Below are 20,841 nucleotides of genomic sequence, written 5' to 3'. Positions count from 1 at the left end.
AGTAATTAGTTTATCTTCACTCATTGCTTTTCAACTTATAGATGTAAAACTTTTGCTTGTCGGATGATTTTCTCTTGTTTTAATGCAACTGGAATCATCATTAAGCCAGCAATAATTAAAGCTGTAAACATAATGGTAAAAGTTGCACCCCAGCCGTGTAAAGTATAGCCAAAAATTTGTATACCTGCTTTTGTTGGGTCTGCGATATATCCTAGAAAGACTTTAGCAAAAGAATCTCCGAATAAGTATGCAAACGTTCCAGTTAAGCCATTTGTTACAGCTAAAGCATTTCTAGGAACAAACTCGATCACCGACACGCCAATTAAAAGTTGGGGGCCAAATACTAAGAATCCTAAAATAAATAATACCGTATACATGCTATAAACACTTGTAACTTGCGAATAACTAATTAACATGAAAAATTCAATGACAACTGCAATAATCGAGCAAAGCATACGGCGGCCTTTCATAATATCTGAGAGCCAGCCCCACGATAATGAACCTAGTAATGCTCCAATTTCAAAAAAAGAAATAGTCATAATTGCATCTTTTGTGCTCCATCCTAGCGCTTGAATACAATAAACGGGCGCCCAATTATCAATACCAATTCTAACAATATAGATGAATATATTTATGACACATAAAGTCCATACCCACGGATTATTAATAACAAATCGACACAAAATTTGAAATCTAGAAAGGTCTTTTGTCTCCGATTCTCCTTGTTCTTCCCGCTCTTCAAAAATTTCAGCGGCAGAGTTCCAGCCTAATTCTTCTGGTTCATCATGCCCCACCGAGAAGCAAATAATTGCAATGATGATTGCAATGATACCTGGAACGATAAACATTCCCCCTGCGCCGCCATTAAAGAAAGTAGTCGCACCCCAAAAAGCAACAATTCCCGCTAAAGCACCACCTATATTATGCGAGGCATTCCAAAAACCTAACCATCTTCCTCTTTTCAATTTTGGCGTCCATCGTGTGATAGTTGAATAGGAAGCCGGTCCACCTGGTGATTGCACAAATCCATTTGCTCCCCAAAGGATAAACAATACACCCACTGTTGCTTGCTTTGTAACTAAAAGTATTCCAATAATAATTGATATAATAGCGGAAATCCCTAATAAAAAACTCATTATTTTTTTAGCATTTCTTCCATCCACGGCATATCCTAAAATCGTTTTTCCAATTCCGTACATAACAGAAAAAGCTAAACCAATCATTCCTAGTTCTGTGGTGCTGAAATGGTTCTGCTCAATTAACAATGTCTGAGCTGCTTTAAAGTTATTCCTTAGAAGATAGACCGTTAGATAACAAATAAATACAGACATAAATGCAACGATAAAGTGTTTGAACCATTGTTGTCTTTGAATTTCTAGTGGAACAAAATGGTTCTTTTTTTTCAAACTGAATAATGACATTATAATTTTCCTTTCAAGTGTAATCTTCATTCCAAATTTAGAATGCGATGAGTTTTTTACGCAAACGCTTCCATATAAAGTCTACCAATTTTTCTAAAGCAATCACCTCTGCTGTCCAAATGCATCATTTCACCTTTTTGCGCTGATAAAAATATAAACCAAATACTCTCTTTCCGTCATTAACACTTGTTATCATGCAGAAAACAAAAAAGCAGGAATTATCTTGGGCTTCCCAAATAATTCCTGCTTTCCTTTTAGTCAAATATTTCCTAAAATCCGAAAGTTTTTATTCATTAAATTGTATTAAACTGGGCATCATATAATCGCTTATAGGCACCATTATCTTGCGCTAAAAGCTCATCATGCGTTCCCGTTTCTGCGATGCCTGTTTCATTTACAACGATAATTCGGTCGGCATGCTTAATCGTTGCGAGTCTGTGCGCGATAATTAAAGTCGTTCTTCCTTCCGCTAACTCTTCTAGAGAGGCTTGAATCACTTGCTCTGTTTCGGTATCAAGTGCTGACGTCGCTTCATCTAAAATTAAAATCGGTGGGTTTTTCAAAAACATTCGCGCAATAGCTAACCGTTGTTTTTGTCCCCCAGAAAGTTTGACTCCACGCTCACCAATGATGGTGTCAAGACCATCTGGCATTTCTTCCACTACTTTGGAAAGATGCGCAAGTTTCACGACATGCTCTATTTCTTCATCGCTAGCATCTAATTTTCCGTACGCGATATTTTCACGAACCGTACCGGAAAACAAAAAGACATCTTGTTGCACGACACCGATTTGCGCTCGTAAGGATGGTAAAGTAAATCGTTTAATATTTTCACCGTCAATCGTAATCTCGCCAGCTGACACATCGTAAAAACGTGGCAATAAATTACAAATGGTTGTTTTCCCGGCCCCACTTGGCCCAACAAATGCAACAGTTTCGCCGGCTTTAATAGAAAGATTTATATGATTTAGCACATTTTTCCCATCGCTATATTCAAAAGATACATGGTTGTAAGCAATGTCACCGCGGAACGCCTTGGCTGGTTTTGCATCTTTTTCGTCTTGGATTGCTGGTTCTGTATCCATGACTTCTAGGAATCGCTTAAACCCTGCAAAGCCTTTTGGATAGCTTTCGATTACGTTGTTGATTTTCTCGATTGGTCGAATGAACACGTTTGTTAGCAAGATAAATCCGACAAATTCCCCGTATGATATTTCGCCATTAATCGTAAAATAAGCTCCGAATAAAAGGGCAAATAAACTAATCAATCGCATCAGAAAATAGTTAAACGAAAAACTCAAGCCCATCACTTTGTAGAACATTAACTTTGACTGACGGTACGCTTGGTTGAGCACTCTAAAACGCCCTTTTTCATGTGGTTCGTTGGCGAATGCTTGCACAACCCGCACCCCACTAATAGCATTTTCCACGCCGGCATTAAAATTCCCTAAATCTTTAAAAATCCCGGTTGTTACTTTGGTCATTCGTTTGTTGAAGTAAACAATTAAAACAGTCAGAATCGGTACTAGAATAAAAGTCGAAATCGCTAATTTCACATTGATATTCAACATTAAGAAAAATGCACCGAAAAGGGACATAATCGAAATAAAAATATCTTCTGGACCATGATGCGCTACTTCACCAATTTCAAATAAATCAGTCGTCATTCGTGACATCAATTTTCCGGTTTTCTGATTGTCGTAAAAGCCAAATGGTTGTTTTTGCAAATGACTGAATAAATCTCTGCGCATATCTGTTTCTATGTTAAGACCAAGCATATGGCCAAAATAAGTGACAATGTACTGCATAAATGTGTTAAGTATGTAAAAGAATAATAAGGCGAGTGCCGCAGTAATAATCAGCCCAAAATCTTTTCCTGGAAGTAATGTATCAATCACGTGGTTAACCGCGACTGGAAAGGCCAGCTCCAAAATAGCAGCTAAAACGGCACAACCAAAATCAATGATAAAAAGTGTTCGATACGGTTTATAATAACTAAAAAATCGTTTTAGAATAACAATCCCCCCTTAAAAATAGTCATGGTTCCCATTATAGTGTAAAATGACTAAAAAAGCGATATCGTTTTTGGAAAGGAGGCAACTGATGAAACGATTAGAAAAAATTTCTTCTATTGTTCCCATCCTGCTACGAATTACCCTAAATCTGGCGCTTATTATGGTCGGTTTTACCCTTGTTGCTTTTTTAATTAGAGAGGCATTTACGATTTTCAATAATATTTTCTTCTTAGATACAGACGTTTCTTACTATTATATGACACAAGATATTTTGACGTTTTTCCTTTACTTTGAATTTATTGCGCTTATTGTAAAATATTTCGAATCCCATTTCCATTTCCCGCTGCGTTACTTCATTTACATTGGTATCACAGCGATTATTCGATTTATTATTGTCGACCATTCTAGCGCGACTTCCACGTTGATACTTTCAGGCGCGATTCTGCTCCTAGTCGCTGCGCTATTTTTAGCTAATACAAAGTTACTCAAGCGAGAGGGCTAAAAGAGCAAGCCGGTTTTCTTCCGGCTTGCTCTTTTTATTGTTTATTCCTTACGACGCCGCTTTTGGGATTGTTGCACGATTAAATAAATTCCACAAGAAATGGCTATAATGCCAAGACAGGTGACTAATAAGTCTATTGAGCTATCCCCCGTTTTTGGCAAGGTTGCTTTAGCTATTTGTTTTTTTAGCACTGCTTTCGTTTTTTTCGTAGTTGGTGGTGTGATTTGTTCTTTTGGTGAAACTGGTTTTTCTGCAATTTCTGCTTTGGGAGGTTCTACTTCTACTTGAGGCGCTATCGGAACAATTGGATTAGGCGGATTTTCTACGCTCGGGGATTGTTCAGGCCGATTTTTCTGGTAAATAATATTGATTGTTTGCGCGCTTTCCGTGAATACTCCAAGAATTTCTGGATCGTATTTTAATAACGTATAGCCTTTGATTTTTTTCATTGGTACTTGGTAAGATTCGTTGAAAAGTCCACTTAAATAGAACGATGGCGCGATTTGTGTTTTATTTTCATCAACATAATTTACCATTACTTGATTCGGTTTTCCAAAATCAGGAATTGTAGAAATGTTCTTTTTATAACGAAAAATAATATGCGAGTTATCTGCACTAACTTCTTTTCTGACAAACGTATAACCAGTGATTGTTTCGAGTACAGCTGCATCACTATCTGCTACTTCTACAGTAGGTAACAAGTCCTGCCCTGTTTCATCCACATAGCTCACTTTAATGGATCTTTCATAAATATAGTGCACTTCTATCCCCGAGTCAGTGATTCTACCTGTTGCATTACTCGGTGTTTCTTTTAATTTGTAACCAGGAATACTTTTTTCAACCGATACATAATAGTACTCTGTTAAAGTTTCTGACGGAGCAATTTCCGTTCCAGTTTCGTCCATATACTTGACAAGAACGGTAAAACCATTTGGATTTTGTGTAGCATCTGCATGCGCACGGATAGGCGAAAAGACTCCGCTACCTAGGCTCACGATAATGATTACTGCTAACATGCTTATAACTATTTTTTTACAACTTTCGAACACGGATAATTCCTCCTAAATTCTTCTACATTTCACATCTTATAGCTACTTCTTCTGGAAAATCAGTAGACATTTCATCGACAATCAGAACGAAATGGACACACCGAAGCTTGGCCCAACTTTTCCAAAAAGATAGAAAAAATGCTAATTCTGTTTGATTATCAAGTAATTTTGCCCCTTTTTTCAAACTGTATTTTAACTCATCTATGTAAGGTGTAAAAATAAGTGTTTGTTCCATCGCGCCACTTTCGATATGCTTGGAAATAAAATAATGCCATTTTTTCAACATTTTTAGTCTGCCTTTGAGAAAAGCATCTATGTCCTCTGGAGAGAAATGCTCTCTTTCACCTGCGCTTATTTGACTGTCTCCCACCAATTCAATCGTTATTTGTTTGCTAAACGCTTTTATATTTTCTAATAAGAGCATGGTTTCTCGGAAGTACAGTTGTTGGAAAGAAATTTTAATAATGAAATCTTGCTCTGGATGCTCTTTCAATACTTGACGAATTTCACGCTCATACCACTTAATAAAATTCCTATACTCTGCTTGATTTTTAATACATAACAGATAAGAAGTGAGATGTTCTACTACGTTTTTAGTGGGAATTATTTCTTTTTTGATAAGTTGACCACTTCTCGGATCATATTGATCTTGAAGTACTAACTGATACTGCTGAGTCAAAATGCCATTCACTCCTTTCATTACATGTGAAAATTAGTACATTCCAAATATTACAACAAACTGCCCGTAAAAATCATTAGGTCATATATATAAGACCAAAAAATAAAACTTCTTAAAAAGGATTCCTTTTTAAGAAGTTTTTATGATGGATAATATAAAATTTCATCTAAAATCGCTAATTCAATCTGCTGTTGTTTTTGCACTGTGCCGAACAGACTTGAGATTTCGTGATTGATTTTTGCTAAGTCTTTAAATAATATTCTTTCTTGATAATAGACATTATCTGACTCTACTAGCAATAGATAGCCATTATCTTTAGAAAGTTGTAAAACCAAATAGCTTTTTGGATTATGGTAAATTGGCGCTAATTGTTTTAAGTCTAGCCCTACGACAAGATTTTTTCCTTTTGTCATATCCGTGTGAAAACTAATATTACGCTCATCTAACGTTGCTTTAAATACCGCTTCTACATGGATTTGAGTGAATTCATGATATCTTTTAAAAAACGCGCGAAATGCTCTTTCTTGGTCATGCTCGCAATTATAAAGCAGCATATTGGCCCATCCAGAAACAGAGGAAGATTCGTTATAATAGTTCTTTATAAACTCATTAAAAAACCAAAAGTCCATTGAGAACCCTTTGGTTAGCTCATTTTTATTATGCATGAAATAACCATTCAGAAAATCACATAAGGAATTTATCGTTTCTGTTCGAAGGTACATTCCAGGTCTTTGTTCTATGTTGTTTATTAGATTTTGAGTCGTGCTATCGTTCATGTTGTTAGCTCCTTAACTAGCTGCTTTTTTGTCCTCTTTGGTGCATTATAATCTATTAAGATAGCCCATTCAATCAATATATTTATAGTATTTCAATCTGCTCTTTCTCTAAAAACTGCATGAGTAATGTCTGGTAAAGTAGCGCAAGTGACTCATAGCCAAGCGTATCAAGAATTTCTATGGCGCTTTTAGATTTATTGTAACCTTGTTCGACCTGCTCGCTTTTCATCCAGATCAAGCCTTGATAGTAATGATGCATAATTCGGTAAAAAGCACAATCATGCGAAGCCGATAGTTCATATAGAATGTCTAATAATTGCGAGGCATAATCCAATTGGTTTCGAGCAATTAATTCCTCTGTAATATTCGTCAAAAGCGTTGAAAATACTTTTTTACCGCGGTCGTAATGTTTGTATTTTTCGATAGATTTTAAAACTAATTGGAAAAAATAAATTTGGACGTCCTCGTCAAAATAATCGACCGAATTTGCAAAAATACGAATCTCTTCCAGCGTCCATGATTGCACTTTCCACAAGTAGGTTTGGATTACTTCCTTGTCCTCCTTCGAAACGATGCTCACATCAAATTTATTATTTAAAAGAAATTGTTCATGGACTTCGATTCTAGAGTGGACAATAGCCTCCCTCAGCATTGCTCTTTCGCCTTTTTGCTGCAATACTTCTTTGTGTAATGCTTGTAACTCTTTCAAACTGTTTTGATTCGCCGCATGAGCAAACTTGTACCAAAAATTATCTTCTTCTGCTAACGAGTAGCCTCTATTCATAAAGAAAAATTCATCTGAACTTAGCATTACTCGTTCCAAAATTTCTTCAAATAATACTAAAGTAATATCATGTTTGCCTTTTTCAAAACCTATTGCATAGGACTTCGAAATAATTCCGGTATAGACTTCTTTTTGAGTTAAACCTTTTGAAAGTCGTACTTCTCGGATTAATTCTCCATAAGCAACCATGTTCCTCCTCCTCCACAAAAATCCAATTTCAGAAAATATAGGTTGATGTTCTTGGAAGAAGCGCTTATTGCTATTCTGGCATATTCACTTTAGTAGTTTAACGCTTTTACTTTTAAAATAAAACTTACAAAAATGTCACATTGGCAGCAAAAAAGACTACTCATTCGCTTTGTTTGAGTAGTCTTTGTTTTTAAACTGGATTTAAATCAGAATTAAAAAGTTTAATCGCTTTTGAAAGTGCTAAAACTTCGGCTTCTAATTTTGCTTTTTGTTTTTTTAGTTCGTACATTTGTAATATATTGGCGGCTTCGTTTAAATCGACGCTTGTTGGATCGTATCCTTTAATCCATCTAGAAAGCGATGCAATAGAAACGCCAAAATCATCGCATAATGTTTGTTTAGGTGTTCCTTTATAGTGTAAGTAGACAAGGCTAATTTTGAATTTTTCGGTATATTTTTTAGTAGGCATGAACAGTTCCTCTCCTGTGCGTATTTCATATAAAGTAAGTTTCCCAGATAACTGTTTAAATTAAGTTGTTTTAAATGACTTAATATTTTTTAGTGAGTTAGAAAAGTGAAAAATTTCCCCCTGTTTCGCTTCTCTCCACTAATTTATTTATATAATCTTTTAGGAGACAAAATCTACTAGCTTTTTTCTTGTTGCAACTACTAGATTCTCTTCTTTTGAAAAAATTTCAGCTAAATAAATGCTGATTTAAGCGCTGGTTGTTATTCATTTGTATTATCTCCTTTGATTTTCAGTAAACATAACTGATACCTAAAAATCTCTTTAGATATAGCAATATTTCTAGTTCAACATAACCATTATAATAGAATCTCTCTTGTTTTTTATACTAAAAAAAGACCTTTTCAATGATTTTTGTGGCTAAAAAGTGACTTTTTGGTGTCTGTTCAGTGAAGTTGGTAAAACTTCTTGCTCATTTCACTATTACATTAGCACTTTTTAAGGAAAAAAAGCATTTTTAACTAGCAAAAATGCCACTTTCACATCAAACTTTCATTGCTATTCAGATGCGTTATATTAGCAACATCACTTGTAACTAAAGCGTTTTTACCGATTTAAAAGCGCCTTTCTCTGAATAAATCATTAAATCATCGCAGTATTTATCTCTCCTGGTCTATTTTAAATAATTTTTACTTTCATTTAGTTAATCGATTAGCTTTTTTCTTATAAAAGTGTTTTATTGATTAGCTTTTTTTCATTTATGGTACAATAAGCTACAATATACATAGAAAAGAGGGCTGCTATGGAATTTCTACTTATTTTACTGCCAGTTTTTGGGATTTTCGCTATTGGATTTATTGGGCAAAAGACATTAAAATTTGATATTCCCAATTTGTCTAAACTCACGCTTTACTTAATGTCGCCGTTTCTTGCATTTAATACTTTTTATACCAATCCACTTACGATGGATTATGTTTATTTGGCGATTTACATTTTTGCGCTTTGTTTGAGTTTAATTTTGCTCGTCAGTTTGGTTAGTTTTCTGCTTGGTTACAACTTGCAAGATCGTTGCGCGCTCATTTTGGCTAGTGCGTTTATGAATAATGGGAATTATGGAACCCCTGTTGTATTGCTTGTTTTTGGGGCTATGGGGCTTGATATCGCAGTTGTGTTAATGGTACTTCAACAACTAGCTATGAGTACGATTGGTATTTATTTCGCTGCAAAAGGAAGTAAGGATGCGAACGGAATGAAAACCGTTATGAAGCGGGTCGTTCGCATGCCGATTGCTTACGGGGCATTACTCGGACTCGCGCTACAATTGCTACATGTCTCGCTCCCTTCCGCCCTAATGACTTGTGTGAAACTGGTTGGAGATGCTGCTATTCCAACGATTATGATTGTACTCGGAATGCAACTGGCTGTAATTTCGTTTCGACGGATTGAACTTGCGAAAGTTGGTATTGCCCTAGTGCTCAAGTTGCTCATTGCGCCAATTATCGCTTTTGGTTTAACGTTGATTCTTCCGGTGGATGAAATGACGAAACAAATCATGATTTTACTCGCAGCGATGCCAACTGCAGCGAATACAACATTAATGGCTGTACAATTTGATACAAAACCGGATTTAGTTTCCAGTGCCACGTTTATCAGTACTGTTTTAAGTATCATTACTTTACCAATCGTGCTCTATTTTCTTCATCCAGTTTTCTAAGGCGGGCTCTAGCTCGTCTTTTTTGTATAGACCAATTATAAAACAAAACGTTTGCCTTACTATCATTTAAGAAATATAATTGCTATACCAATTAAAAAGGAGGCCGTCGAGTGGTGAATACTTTAGATATGAAATATTTGCATTTATTAGCAAAAGAATATCCCACTATCGCTAAAACAGCTACGGAAATCATTAATCTGGAAGCAATTATGAATCTTCCCAAAGGAACCGAACATTTTTTAAGTGATGTTCACGGGGAATATAGTGCTTTTGAACAAGTGCTTCGTAACGGTTCTGGTGTTGTAAAACGAAAAATTCGTGATATTTTTGGAGCAGAATTAGATGATGCGGAGATTAATTCACTAAGTACGCTGATTTATTATCCGGAAGAAAAGATGGATTTGATTGCTAGTGAGACGGAAGATTTGCATGCTTGGTACCGCACTACGCTCTTTCGCTTAATTGAACTATGTCAATATGTCGCTTCTAAATACACGCGGTCCAAAGTTAGAAAAGCCATGCCGGAAGATTTTGCCTACATATTAGAAGAGTTGCTTCATGAAAACTACAATGAAGATGACAAAAAACTTTACTATGAAGAAATTTTACAACATATTATTTCACTTGGTCGTGCAGAAGAATTTATTAGTGCTCTCTCGCGTCTTATTCAACAATTGGTTGTAGATCACCTGCATATTGTTGGTGATGTTTACGATCGCGGTCCTTATCCAGATAAAATCATGGATACTTTGATGAATTATCATTCACTCGATTTCCAGTGGGGCAATCATGATATTTTATGGATGGGAGCAGCTAGTGGTTCTAGAGTTTGTGCAGCTAATGTTATTCGGATCTCTGCCCGTTATTTAAATTTAGATATTTTAGAAGATAGTTACGGCATCTCCCTTCGCCCTCTTGCCCTGTTTGCGGATGAAGTGTATAAAGATGACCCTTGTAAATACTTCCAACCAAAAAATGAAGATAATACGGACTATAGTAACGCAGAAATCACACAAATAGCTAGAATGCACAAAGCCATCTCGATTATTCAGTTTAAATTAGAGGGCGAAATTATTAATCGTCGTAAAGAATTTAATATGGAGCATCGGCTATTACTTCAATTTATCGATTATAAAAAAGGCACCATTCAGCTAAAAGGAAAAACTTACCAGCTTCTAGACACACATTTCCCAACGATTGATCCAGAAAATCCCTACACTCTTACCGATGGAGAGAAAGATCTTATCGAAAAAATTACTGCCTCTTTTAAAAATTGTCGTCGCTTGCAAAAGCATGTGCAATTTTTATATTCGAAAGGGAGCATGTTTTTAACTTATAACGGCAATTTGTTGTACCATGGCTGCATTCCGCTTCATGAAGATGGGACTTTTATGGAAATGAAATTGCGCGGGGAGAAATATGCCGGTCGCGCACTTTTAGAGCAATTTGAAATACTAACTCGTGAAGCATACGTCCGCCCACCAGGAACAAAAGAAAAGAAATATGCGTGTGATATCGTTTGGTATTTATGGACTGGTGCCATTTCTTCACTCTTTGGAAAAAGTGAAATGACTACCTTTGAACGCTATTTTGTTGCTGAAAAAGAAACACACAAAGAGGAAAAAAATCCTTATTATAAATTACGCAACGATGAATTCATTTGTAAGCAAATTTTGGAAGAATTTGGTCTTGATGGGGAATGTGGACATATTATTAACGGCCATACACCCGTCAAAGAAGGCAAAGGAGAAAGTCCCATTAAAGCGAGTGGCAAAATGCTCGTGATTGATGGCGGATTTGCTAAAGCCTATCACAAAGAAACGAGCTTGGCTGGATATACGTTACTTTTCAACAGTTACGGTTTACAATTAGTCAGTCATCAACCCTTTACTACGAAAGAAGACGCGATTAAAAATGAAACGGACATTCTTTCCACTCGACAAGTTATCGAAATGGAAATTAACCGTAAACGAGTAAGAGATACGGACATTGGTGCGAAACTAAGTGAGCAAGCAGAAGATTTAAAAGTGCTGCTAGATGCTTACCGTAATGGTTTGCTACATGAAAATCGTTAGCTAACAGGTTTATCATTGTCATAAAACTTTCACAAGTGGCAAATGGCTTGGGCTGCAACCACTAACACTTAATTGAATATATCTCGCTTAATTTTCCTAGTGCATCTTCCAAGAAAAAAAGTTATATTTAAATAGTAGTTATTTCTTTATAACTTTCATAAGAGAATATCTATTCATTCCCACATTGCTTCTGATTCCCACAGATCAAAAGCAAAAAAGAAGGTCCAGCTAATGCTGGACCTTCTTTTTTATTTCCCTTGCTCCCGTGCTAATCTTCTAGCCTCACGCGCAGCTTTTCTAGCTGCTCGCTCATCATCCACAGGTGCTTTCACTTCTTCTGTTACTTCTTTTTTCTTTAAAATTTTCTCTAAATCAAGCCCAGCCATCGTCGCATAGCGTTTAAAACGTTTTTCTGCATCTAAACGGGTTTTTTCGGATAGTTTTGTTGCAACATCTGGATTTGCTTTGTAAAGCGCTGAGTATCGTGTTTCGCGTTTTAGGAAGTCTTCGAATTGATCGAAATCGACTTTTTTATAATCCATTGTCATTGGATTTTTTCCTTTTTCTTCTAGTGCTGGATTATAACGGTACAAGCTCCAGTAGCCGCATTCCACTGCTTTTTGCGTTTCACTTAGCATCGTTTTCATACCGCTTGAAATACCGTGATTAATACACGGCGTATAAGCAATAATTAGAGATGGTCCTGGATATGCCTCTGCTTCTTCAATAGCTTTTAAGGTTTGACGTTTGTTCGCCCCCATCGCAATTTGCGCCACATAGATATTTCCGTAACTCATCGCCATAATACCAAGGTCTTTTTTGCCGACAGATTTCCCGCCTGAAGCAAATTTGGCAATTGCTGCGGTTGGTGTGGCTTTCGATGATTGTCCACCAGTATTTGAATATACTTCATTATCCATTACGAAAATATTTACATCTTCGCCTGATGCTAACACATGATCAATTCCGCCGAAGCCAATATCATAAGCCCAGCCGTCGCCTCCAAGCATCCACTGCGATCGTTTAATAAATAATTCTCGGTCATTATAGATGGATTCGAGTGCCGCGCTATCTTCCATCTCACTAAGAAGCGCAAGTTGTAATGCTTCTGCCCGTTCGCGTGTATCTTCTGAAACATCCATTTGTGTTTGCCAGTCAACAAGCGCCTCGCGTAACGTTTCTGACATGGCTTCTTCTCTGAGCGCTTTTGTCACTTTATTGTTTAAAGCTTTTCGCATGGTTTGGTTTGCTAAATACATACCATAACCATATTCTGCGTTATCTTCTAAAAGGGAATTGCCCCACGCCGGTCCATGTCCTTTATCATTGACAGTATAAGGCGTTGCAGGTGCAGATGCGCCCCAAATAGAGGAACAACCAGTTGCATTAGCAATCATCATCCGGTCGCCAAACATTTGCGTTAATAATTTAACATAAGGAGTTTCACCGCAACCTGCACAAGCACCAGAGAACTCCAGTAACGGTTGTTCAAATTGGCTTCCTGGCACAGTATTTTTCTTCCCAGGGTTTTTCTTCGGTTTCACATTAATCGCAAATGACCAATTCGGATTTTCTTTAGCTGCCACTTCTTCAAATGGTTTCATTACAAGCGCTTTATCTTTCGCCGGACACGTTTCCGCACATAAGTTACAACCAGTGCAGTCCATTGGGGAAACTTGGATACGGTAACGAAGGCCATCTTTGCCGCGCATTTCTCTTGTCATAAAACCTTCTGGAGCAGATTCCATTTCTTCTTCATCTGTTAAAATCGGACGAATGGCAGCATGCGGACAAACAAAGGCGCATTCATTACACATCGTACAGTTTTCAGAAATCCATTCAGGAACTTCGAGTGCAATTCCGCGTTTTTCGTAAGCTGCAGTCCCCGGAGGATAAGCCCCACTGACCATACCATTCGAAATTAAATCACCAACAGTCAAGTTATCGCCTTCTAAGCGATTCACTGGCTCAAGGATATTTTGTACATAAGCTGGTTTTTCAGTCGTTGCATTCGTTTCTGCTGTTACAACTGGATTTGCCCAGCTTGCAGGAACTTCTACTTTATGCAAATTAGCAACAGTTTGGTCCATCGCGAAAATATTTTTCTCTGCAACCGCCATATCTTTTTTCCCGTAAGTAGCGATAGCCGATGCTTTTAAATCAGCAAGTGCTTTTTCGAACGGTAAAATGTCGGTCACTCGGAAAAAGGCCGTTTGCATAACGGTATTAATTCTTCTACCAAGTCCTGCTTCTCCTGCAATTCTCATCGCATTTAATGTATAAAATTGAATATTATTTTTCGCAATATATTCACGCATGGCAGCTGGCAAATGGCGTTCTAACTGTTTGCCTTCCCAAATGGTATTGAGCAAGAATGTTCCGCCTGGTTTTAAACCTTTTAATAAATCATAGGAACGTAAATAGGCCGAGGTGGAGCATGAGACAAAATCCGCTTGTTGGATTAGATAGGCTGAGCGAATTCGTTTTTCACCAAAGCGCAAATGCGAAACAGTTAGCCCGCCCGATTTTTTCGAATCATAGGAAAAGTAACCTTGTGCATATAAATCGGTGTTATCGCCAATAATTTTGATAGCGGCTTTATTCGCGCCAACTGTCCCATCCGAACCGAAGCCCCAGAATTTACATTGGAACGTTTTTTCTGAAGTTAGATCGCTCGGTCCTGTATTTTCAATAGAAAGATTAGTAATATCATCCGTAATTCCAATTGTAAAGCGCGGTTTTGGATTTTCTGTCGTTAGGTGCGAATAAACACCGAGAATCTGGTCTGGTGTAACATCTTTTGAACCTAAGCCATATCTACCGCCAATAACTAGTGGACGAGTCTCACTATCATAAAGCACACTTTGCACGTCGAGTAAAAGTGGTTCCCCGCCTGATCCGGGTTCTTTCGTCCGATCTAGAACAGCCACGCGTTCTACTGTTTTCGGTAGTTTTGCTAAAAAGGTTTCTGCTGGGAAAGGACGATATAAACGGATATTGAGTAATCCCACTTTCTTGCCTTGCGTTGTTAAGTAATCAATAACTTGCTCAATGACCGGCGTTACAGAACCCATCGCCACAATCACGTCTGTTGCGTCTTCTGCTCCATAATAATTTACTAAGTCATAATCCGTGCCACGAAGCTGATTGATTTCTTTCATATAATTTTGAACAATGTTAGGGATTTCCTCGTAATAGCGGTTCACCGTTTCTCTTTGTTGGAAAAAGATATCTGGATTTTGATTCGAACCTAAAGTTTTAGGATTATTTGGTGTCATAGCCCGATTTCTGAATTGTTGTAATGCCTCTTTGTCGAGTGAATTTTCTAATTCGTCGTATTCGAGTACTTCGACTTTTTGTAATTCATGACTTGTGCGGAAGCCGTCAAAGAAATTTAAAAATGGCAAACTTCCTTTTAGTGAAGCCAGATGAGCAACCGCGGATAAGTCCATTACTTCTTGAACGGAACCTTCTGCTAGCATCGCAAATCCTGTTTGACGCGCTGCCATCACATCACTATGGTCGCCAAAAATATTTAGCGAGGCTGCCGAAATTGTTCTTGCGGAAACATGGAAAACAGTTGGCAATAGTTCACCGGCAATTTTGTACATATTAGGAATCATTAAAAGTAAACCTTGGCTCGCCGTGTATGTGCTAGTTAGCGCACCAGCTTGAAGTGATCCGTGAACAGTTCCTGCCGCTCCTGCTTCTGATTGCATTTCTACTACTTTTACGGGTTCATTGAATAAATTTTTCTTGTTCTTTGATGACCATTCATCCACAAGTTCAGCCATGGTGGAGGAAGGGGTAATCGGATAGATTGCTGCAACTTCTGTAAAAGCATAAGAAATATAAGCTGCGGCCGTGTTTCCATCCATTGTTTTTCTATTTCGCATAAGACTCAACACTTCCAGTCATTCTAGTTTTATAATCATTCTTATTTTACACCACTATTCGTTTATACTCAATGCTTCACAAGGACTAGTAAAAGTGTAGATTTTTAACAAAAAAAGAAACCAGCTGTAAAATTAAGCTAGTTTCTTTTTCCTTTTATTCATTTAATTCTAAAACAGATTCAGCAATGTTGTTCGCGTGGTCACCAATTCGTTCTAAATCACTGACGATATCAATGTATAGAATTCCGCTAACGACTTGGCATTTGCCTTCGTTTAAGCGACGAATATGATTTTTACGTAATCTGCGTTCTGCTTTATCAATATCTTTTTCTACTAAAATAGTTTCTTCTGCGAGTGTGCGATCTTTTTTGTGCATTGCTTTCACTGCACGTTCGAAATTCGCGGTTGTCAGCTCAAACATTTCGATGAGTTGCTCGGAAGCTTCTTCTGACATTTTCGCTTTATTTTTAATTAGTTGATCGATGTTTTCTACGATGTTTTCCATGTGATCACCAACGCGTTCAATATCACGAACGGTATCAAGCATTAGCGCGTGCTCTTCTGTCTCGTTGTTCGTTAAGGCTACAGAAGAAATTTTCGTTAAATACTCGGTGATTTTTCGGTCTAAATTATTTACGGCTTCTTCTACTTGAATAGTCGATTCCGCATGCTTCGATTCCCGGTTCACAAGGTATTGTCTCGCTTCTTGCAACCCGAATTTCGCGTAATCCGCCATGCGTAGCGTTTCTTCACGTGCCATTTCAAGAGCGATACCAGGAGATTGATCAATTAAATTCGTATCCAAATGTTTGGTTTTATAATCAATTCGCGAGTCGTCGCCTGGAATAAGCTTCGTAACAAGCCATGCAAATGCACCGATAAACCAGAATTGAATAAAGGTATTCGTAATATTAAACGTCCCGTGCGCGACAGCAATCGTCATCTCTGGATTTAGTCCAAACAATCCTTGTAAATAGGAAACCAGTGCGGTAAATAATGGAAGTACCAGCATGAAAATGACGGCACCGATTAAGTTAAAGATAACATGTGTCGCTGCTGCACGTTTCGCGGCAACACTCGCACCAATCGCTGCAAGAACAGCTGTGATGGTTGTTCCGATATTGTCACCGAATAGAACCGGTAAGGCCGCTTGAAGATCAATCGCACCTTGCCCATATAATTCTTGTAAAATCCCGATAGTCGCACTCGATGACTGTACAACTGCCGTGAAGATCGTTCCGATTAGCAAACCTAAGAATGGATTCGTACTCATTTGAGCAGTTAATTCATGGAAAGATTCCATTCCAGCAAGAGGTTTCATCCCTTGCCCCATCAAATCTAGTCCATAAAATAAGGCACCAAATCCAAAGAATACTTGGCCAATATTTTTGACTTTATGATTTTTAAAGAAGAATAAAAGTACTGCACCAACAGCAATTATTGGTAAAGAGTATTCGGATAGCTTAATCCCAATAATAAAGGCGGTAACGGTTGTTCCGATGTTCGCCCCCATGATAACACCAATTGCTTGTTTTAACGTCATAAATCCGGCACTTACTAGTCCGACCGTCAAAACAGTTGTACCTGAGCTACTTTGAATTAATACAGTAACTAAAATCCCGGCAAGTACACCCATAAAAGGATTCGTTGTGTACTTATCTAAAATATCACGGAGTCTGTCGCCGGCTGCCATTTGCAGTCCGTCTCCCATGTATTTTATACCGAAAAGAAAAATTCCAAGTCCTCCGATAAATTGAAAAATCATCTGCTGAATATTTATGTCTCCCATGAATATCTCCTTTTTGTTTGTAATCTTGTAATTTCACTCTTTTTTCATCATAAAAGAAAGTAAAAGCAACGTAAATAACTTTTTTTTATTTTGTAAAGTGAAGTCCAAGTAAATCTCTGAAAGTTGTTGATACTAAAGGCTTTATCACGTTCCGAATGTATTGTTAAGTTTTTGTAAAGGTGGGCTTAATAATTTATTTTATTTTCCACTGCGTAATTTGGTAATAAATTCTTTTGCAGCAACTACATTTAATTGTTTACTTTCTTGTAAAAATGTGGCTACTTTTTCAATCTCATCTGCTTCTGCACCGGCTGTCATGGCTAGTGATTTCGCTTGTAATGACATATGACCGCGTTGAATTCCTTCTGTTACGAGTGCTTTTAAAGCTGATAAATTTTGTGTTAATCCAACGGCACATACTAACATCGCTAATTCCTTCGCTGATTCAACACGGGCAATTTTTTTCGAAAGTGTTGCGATTGGATGGATGCCGATAGAACCTCCTACAAAGGCTACTGGCATCGGTAAAGTTAATTCCCCAACCAAATACCCCTCCGCATCTTTTGACCACTTAGACATCGGTTTGTAGCTTCCTGTTCTAGCTGCGTAGGCGTGACTTGCCGCTTCTACCGCGCGCCAATCGTTCCCAAACGCCATAATTACCGCATCAATACCATTCATTATTCCTTTATTATGTGTTGCTGCTCGGTAAATGTCTGCATCAGCAAATTCATATGCAGCAATGATTCTATCACGAACCCATTCACCGCTCTGGGTTTTGGTTGCTAAACTTTCTGGATTAATCCGACAAACAGCAGTTGCGGTCGCTTCATCTACTAAATTAGATAAAATACGCATATTGGCTGTTCCGTTCGTCAACATTTCTAATTCTGGCGCTAAGGTTTCGACCATCGTATTGACCATATTCGCGCCCATTGCTTCTTGGGTGTCTACGAGTAAATGAACGATAAGTAACGTTTCGTCGTTGGCTGTTTGTGCTGTTCTGACTTGAATTTCAACCGCACCACCGCCACGCTTTTGTAACGATGGATGCGCTTGGTTAGCGATAGCAATTAGTTGTTCTTCGTTCGCGATGATGTTTTCTTTTGCTGCTTGGATATCAGAAACAGAAATCAACTCAATCTGACCAATCATTTTTCGTTTTGTTGCACTTCCAGTTATCCCGCCATTTTGTGCAATAAGTTTCGCCCCAGCGCTTTGGGCCGCCACAACAGAAGGCTCTTCCATCGCCATCGGTACCACATAACGTTTATCATTTAAAAGCATGTTCATTCCTAATCCGAGCGGCAGCGAATAAATGCCAATCGTGTTTTCAATCATATGATTCGCTTTATCAAAAGAAAGCGCCCCTGTAGAAGCTAAAAATGCCTCCTCTTCTTCATTTAAGTCGGCATATTCTGTCAAAATCGCACGTCGTTCTTCTACTGTTTTTTTGTAAAATTTATCAAAAGCATTCATAGCTTTATCACCTCAAATTAAAATTTATCCATCTACTTGACTATAGCATATTTCGAAACTGGATGTAACGGTCCCAGAAATCTCCGTCTAATTCAGCACGTTTCTTTGGTTTTTCCCATTTCCCGACTACTTTGCCCTCCGTGATAATCGCCGGTCTGAAAATCCCATTTTTCGTCATAATTTCATCGTGCCATATTTCCGGTAAAACGGCTGAGCGATCTCGGTAGCCGATAATCCATTCATCAAAACCAGCCAGTGGAATTGTACTAGTTACCGCGTCATTTCTAGCTAATGTTGTTATGTAATAATCGCCCAATTTAGGCATGGCTACTAATCCTATTTTGGCATCGCTCACAGTCAATCCCGACCAAAAACAAAAATCTTTCAAAGTAGCTGGTGCATGGCTTTGGATGTATCGTTTGGCTAATTCTTTTATTGCTTCTTCTCGAGTGAAATGATTCGTATCAGCCGGAATATGCATCGTATTTCTAAAAGTTTCATTCGGGCCTGAACAAATGACTTTCCGCGAGCTTAAATAAACTAACAGCTGAGCAAAAGGAATCCCTGCACTCGGTAAATCTTTGGTCGCTAAATGAGCCACCAAGTCTTTTCTCGTAACGGCTTGTTCTGAAACAATTTCCGAAACGACTTCTGTAGCCTTATGAAGAACCTCATCTGTTAAGCCTAATTTCGCTCGATATGGCTTACATATTTTATCTATGGAAGGCGCAATTAACTCCATCATCCAGTGATAATCTTTGGCTGAAAACAAGTGAATCGTTCCGCGCAAAAGCCATGTCCGGATAATTTCACCATTATTAATCGCTTGCTCTACAGCCTTTTCACTTGGCGTCGTCATTCTACTCCCAACAGCCCAGAGCGACTGACCATAGTTTTGTGATTGCATTGCTCCAAAATGAAAAACAATTCTTTCCGGAGAGTTACTCCACGCAGTTTGTATTAACTTCTGATTCCGAAAGCGGTTTTCTATTATTGTTTTTGCGTCCATCTGTTAACCTCTTTTTTTAGTTTATTGTAGCATAAAAATCCCCTCCAGTTCGATAAGCTGGAAGGGATTTTTTCACTATTAGAAATTAAAGTTGTCTGGATCTGGGCCAGTTCTTTCGTCTTTATTTAATCCGCTGATTTTTGCTACTTCTTCTTCGCTTAATTCGAAGTCGAAAATATCAGCATTTTGGATAATACGTTCTTGGTGAACGGATTTCGGAATAGTCACGACACCGATTTGTAAATCCCAACGTAAGATAACTTGTGCAACTGATTTACCATGTGCATCGGCAATCGCTTTGATTTCTGGGTTAGAGAGTAATTTCCCATTACCTAGTGGAGACCAAGCTTCTACTACAATGTTGTTTTCAGCACAGAATTTGCGTAACGGTTCTTGTGTTAATTGTGGATGTAATTCAATTTGGTTTACCATTGGCGCAATTTCCGCGTCTTCCATTAATTCTTTTAGGTGATGTTCGTGGAAGTTACATACGCCGATTGCGCGAACGCGTTTATCTTTATATAATTTTTCAAAAGCGCGCCAAGTGTCTTTGAATTTACCTTTAACTGGCCAGTGAATTAAATATAAGTCTACATAATCAAGTTCTAATTTACGTAAGCTTTCATCAAATGCAGCCAAAGTGGATTCATAACCTTGCTCCGCATTCCAAAGTTTCGTTGTTACGAATAAGTCTTCTCTTTTAACGCCAGACTCTTTAATCGCTTGACCAACGCCTTCTTCATTTTTGTAAGCAGCAGCTGTATCAATGCTAATGTAACCAGCTTCGATCGCCCATTTAACAGAATTTACTGCTTCATCGCCGTCTTGCACTTTCCATACGCCAAATCCTAAACGGGGCATTTCTACACCATTTGCAAGTTTTACTGTATCTTTTAAGTTCAATTTATCCGCCTCCTAAAAGTAATAACACGTTTACTATACACCTTAGAGTATACTCAAAGGCAAACATTTGGCTTTTCGATTTTCAAGGTGCTATT

Annotated in this window: 15 protein-coding genes; 3 read left to right on the top strand and 12 right to left on the bottom strand. The window is 37.9% G+C overall.

Annotated features, from left to right (window positions below; genetic code table 11):
- Positions 1 to 35 precede the first annotated feature (35 nt).
- On the bottom strand, positions 36 to 1,421 hold the full coding sequence (gene hpt / locus AB2Q86_RS04365) for a hexose phosphate transporter Hpt (RefSeq protein WP_012581691.1): 1,386 nt from the start codon (positions 1,419 to 1,421) through the stop codon (positions 36 to 38).
- 293 nt (positions 1,422 to 1,714) lie between these two features.
- Positions 1,715 to 3,436: an ABC transporter ATP-binding protein gene (locus AB2Q86_RS04360; RefSeq protein ID WP_171900420.1), complete on the bottom strand. Its 1,722-nt coding sequence runs from the start codon at positions 3,434 to 3,436 to the stop codon at positions 1,715 to 1,717.
- 88 nt (positions 3,437 to 3,524) lie between these two features.
- Here AB2Q86_RS04360 and psiE point away from each other — a divergent pair, with 88 nt between their 5' ends.
- A complete protein-coding gene (psiE, locus tag AB2Q86_RS04355; protein WP_003729465.1) occupies positions 3,525 to 3,938 on the top strand; it encodes a phosphate-starvation-inducible protein PsiE in 414 nt (137 codons plus the stop codon).
- Positions 3,939 to 3,979: 41 nt separating this feature from the next.
- Here psiE and AB2Q86_RS04350 read toward each other — a convergent pair whose 3' ends face one another.
- The 5 genes from AB2Q86_RS04350 to AB2Q86_RS04330 form a co-directional block, all read right to left on the bottom strand.
- Positions 3,980 to 4,987, bottom strand: coding sequence for a MucBP domain-containing protein (locus AB2Q86_RS04350; RefSeq protein WP_012581693.1), 1,008 nt, complete (start codon positions 4,985 to 4,987; stop codon positions 3,980 to 3,982).
- 22 nt (positions 4,988 to 5,009) lie between these two features.
- A complete protein-coding gene (locus AB2Q86_RS04345) occupies positions 5,010 to 5,666 on the bottom strand; it encodes a hypothetical protein (protein WP_012581694.1) in 657 nt (218 codons plus the stop codon).
- Between the two features lie 140 nt (positions 5,667 to 5,806).
- Entirely contained in the window at positions 5,807 to 6,442 is a 636-nt protein-coding gene (locus AB2Q86_RS04340; RefSeq protein WP_012581695.1) for a hypothetical protein, read from the bottom strand.
- Between the two features lie 82 nt (positions 6,443 to 6,524).
- Positions 6,525 to 7,415, bottom strand: a complete 891-nt coding sequence (locus AB2Q86_RS04335; RefSeq protein WP_012581696.1) for an Rgg/GadR/MutR family transcriptional regulator — start codon at positions 7,413 to 7,415, stop codon at positions 6,525 to 6,527.
- A 190-nt stretch (positions 7,416 to 7,605) separates the two neighbouring features.
- A complete protein-coding gene (locus AB2Q86_RS04330) occupies positions 7,606 to 7,884 on the bottom strand; it encodes a transposase (protein ID WP_012581697.1) in 279 nt (92 codons plus the stop codon).
- A gap of 799 nt (positions 7,885 to 8,683) precedes the next feature.
- On the opposite strand from AB2Q86_RS04330, the gene AB2Q86_RS04325 reads away from it, so the two are divergent.
- Both AB2Q86_RS04325 and AB2Q86_RS04320 read left to right on the top strand, forming a co-directional pair.
- Positions 8,684 to 9,595, top strand: a complete 912-nt coding sequence (locus tag AB2Q86_RS04325; protein ID WP_012581698.1) for an AEC family transporter — start codon at positions 8,684 to 8,686, stop codon at positions 9,593 to 9,595.
- 113 nt (positions 9,596 to 9,708) lie between these two features.
- On the top strand, positions 9,709 to 11,670 hold the full coding sequence (locus AB2Q86_RS04320; RefSeq protein WP_041176619.1) for a fructose-bisphosphatase class III: 1,962 nt from the start codon (positions 9,709 to 9,711) through the stop codon (positions 11,668 to 11,670).
- A 248-nt stretch (positions 11,671 to 11,918) separates the two neighbouring features.
- Here AB2Q86_RS04320 and nifJ read toward each other — a convergent pair whose 3' ends face one another.
- From nifJ to AB2Q86_RS04295, 5 genes are all read right to left on the bottom strand, one after another.
- A complete protein-coding gene (gene nifJ, locus AB2Q86_RS04315; protein ID WP_012581700.1) occupies positions 11,919 to 15,566 on the bottom strand; it encodes a pyruvate:ferredoxin (flavodoxin) oxidoreductase in 3,648 nt (1,215 codons plus the stop codon).
- Positions 15,567 to 15,720: 154 nt separating this feature from the next.
- On the bottom strand, positions 15,721 to 17,355 hold the full coding sequence (locus tag AB2Q86_RS04310; protein ID WP_012581701.1) for a Na/Pi cotransporter family protein: 1,635 nt from the start codon (positions 17,353 to 17,355) through the stop codon (positions 15,721 to 15,723).
- A 198-nt stretch (positions 17,356 to 17,553) separates the two neighbouring features.
- Positions 17,554 to 18,834, bottom strand: coding sequence for a hydroxymethylglutaryl-CoA reductase, degradative (locus AB2Q86_RS04305; protein ID WP_012581702.1), 1,281 nt, complete (start codon positions 18,832 to 18,834; stop codon positions 17,554 to 17,556).
- Positions 18,835 to 18,874: 40 nt separating this feature from the next.
- Positions 18,875 to 19,843, bottom strand: coding sequence for a winged helix DNA-binding domain-containing protein (locus AB2Q86_RS04300; protein ID WP_012581703.1), 969 nt, complete (start codon positions 19,841 to 19,843; stop codon positions 18,875 to 18,877).
- A gap of 78 nt (positions 19,844 to 19,921) precedes the next feature.
- Positions 19,922 to 20,746 (bottom strand): aldo/keto reductase, encoded by an 825-nt coding sequence (locus AB2Q86_RS04295; RefSeq protein WP_003727139.1) that lies wholly within the window; start codon positions 20,744 to 20,746, stop codon positions 19,922 to 19,924.
- Between the last annotated feature and the right edge of the window lie 95 nt (positions 20,747 to 20,841).

Source organism: Listeria monocytogenes (genome assembly GCF_041765605.1).
In the GTDB taxonomy this organism is placed as follows: domain Bacteria; phylum Bacillota; class Bacilli; order Lactobacillales; family Listeriaceae; genus Listeria; species Listeria monocytogenes_D.
This window is presented reverse-complemented; position numbering and strand designations above follow the sequence as displayed.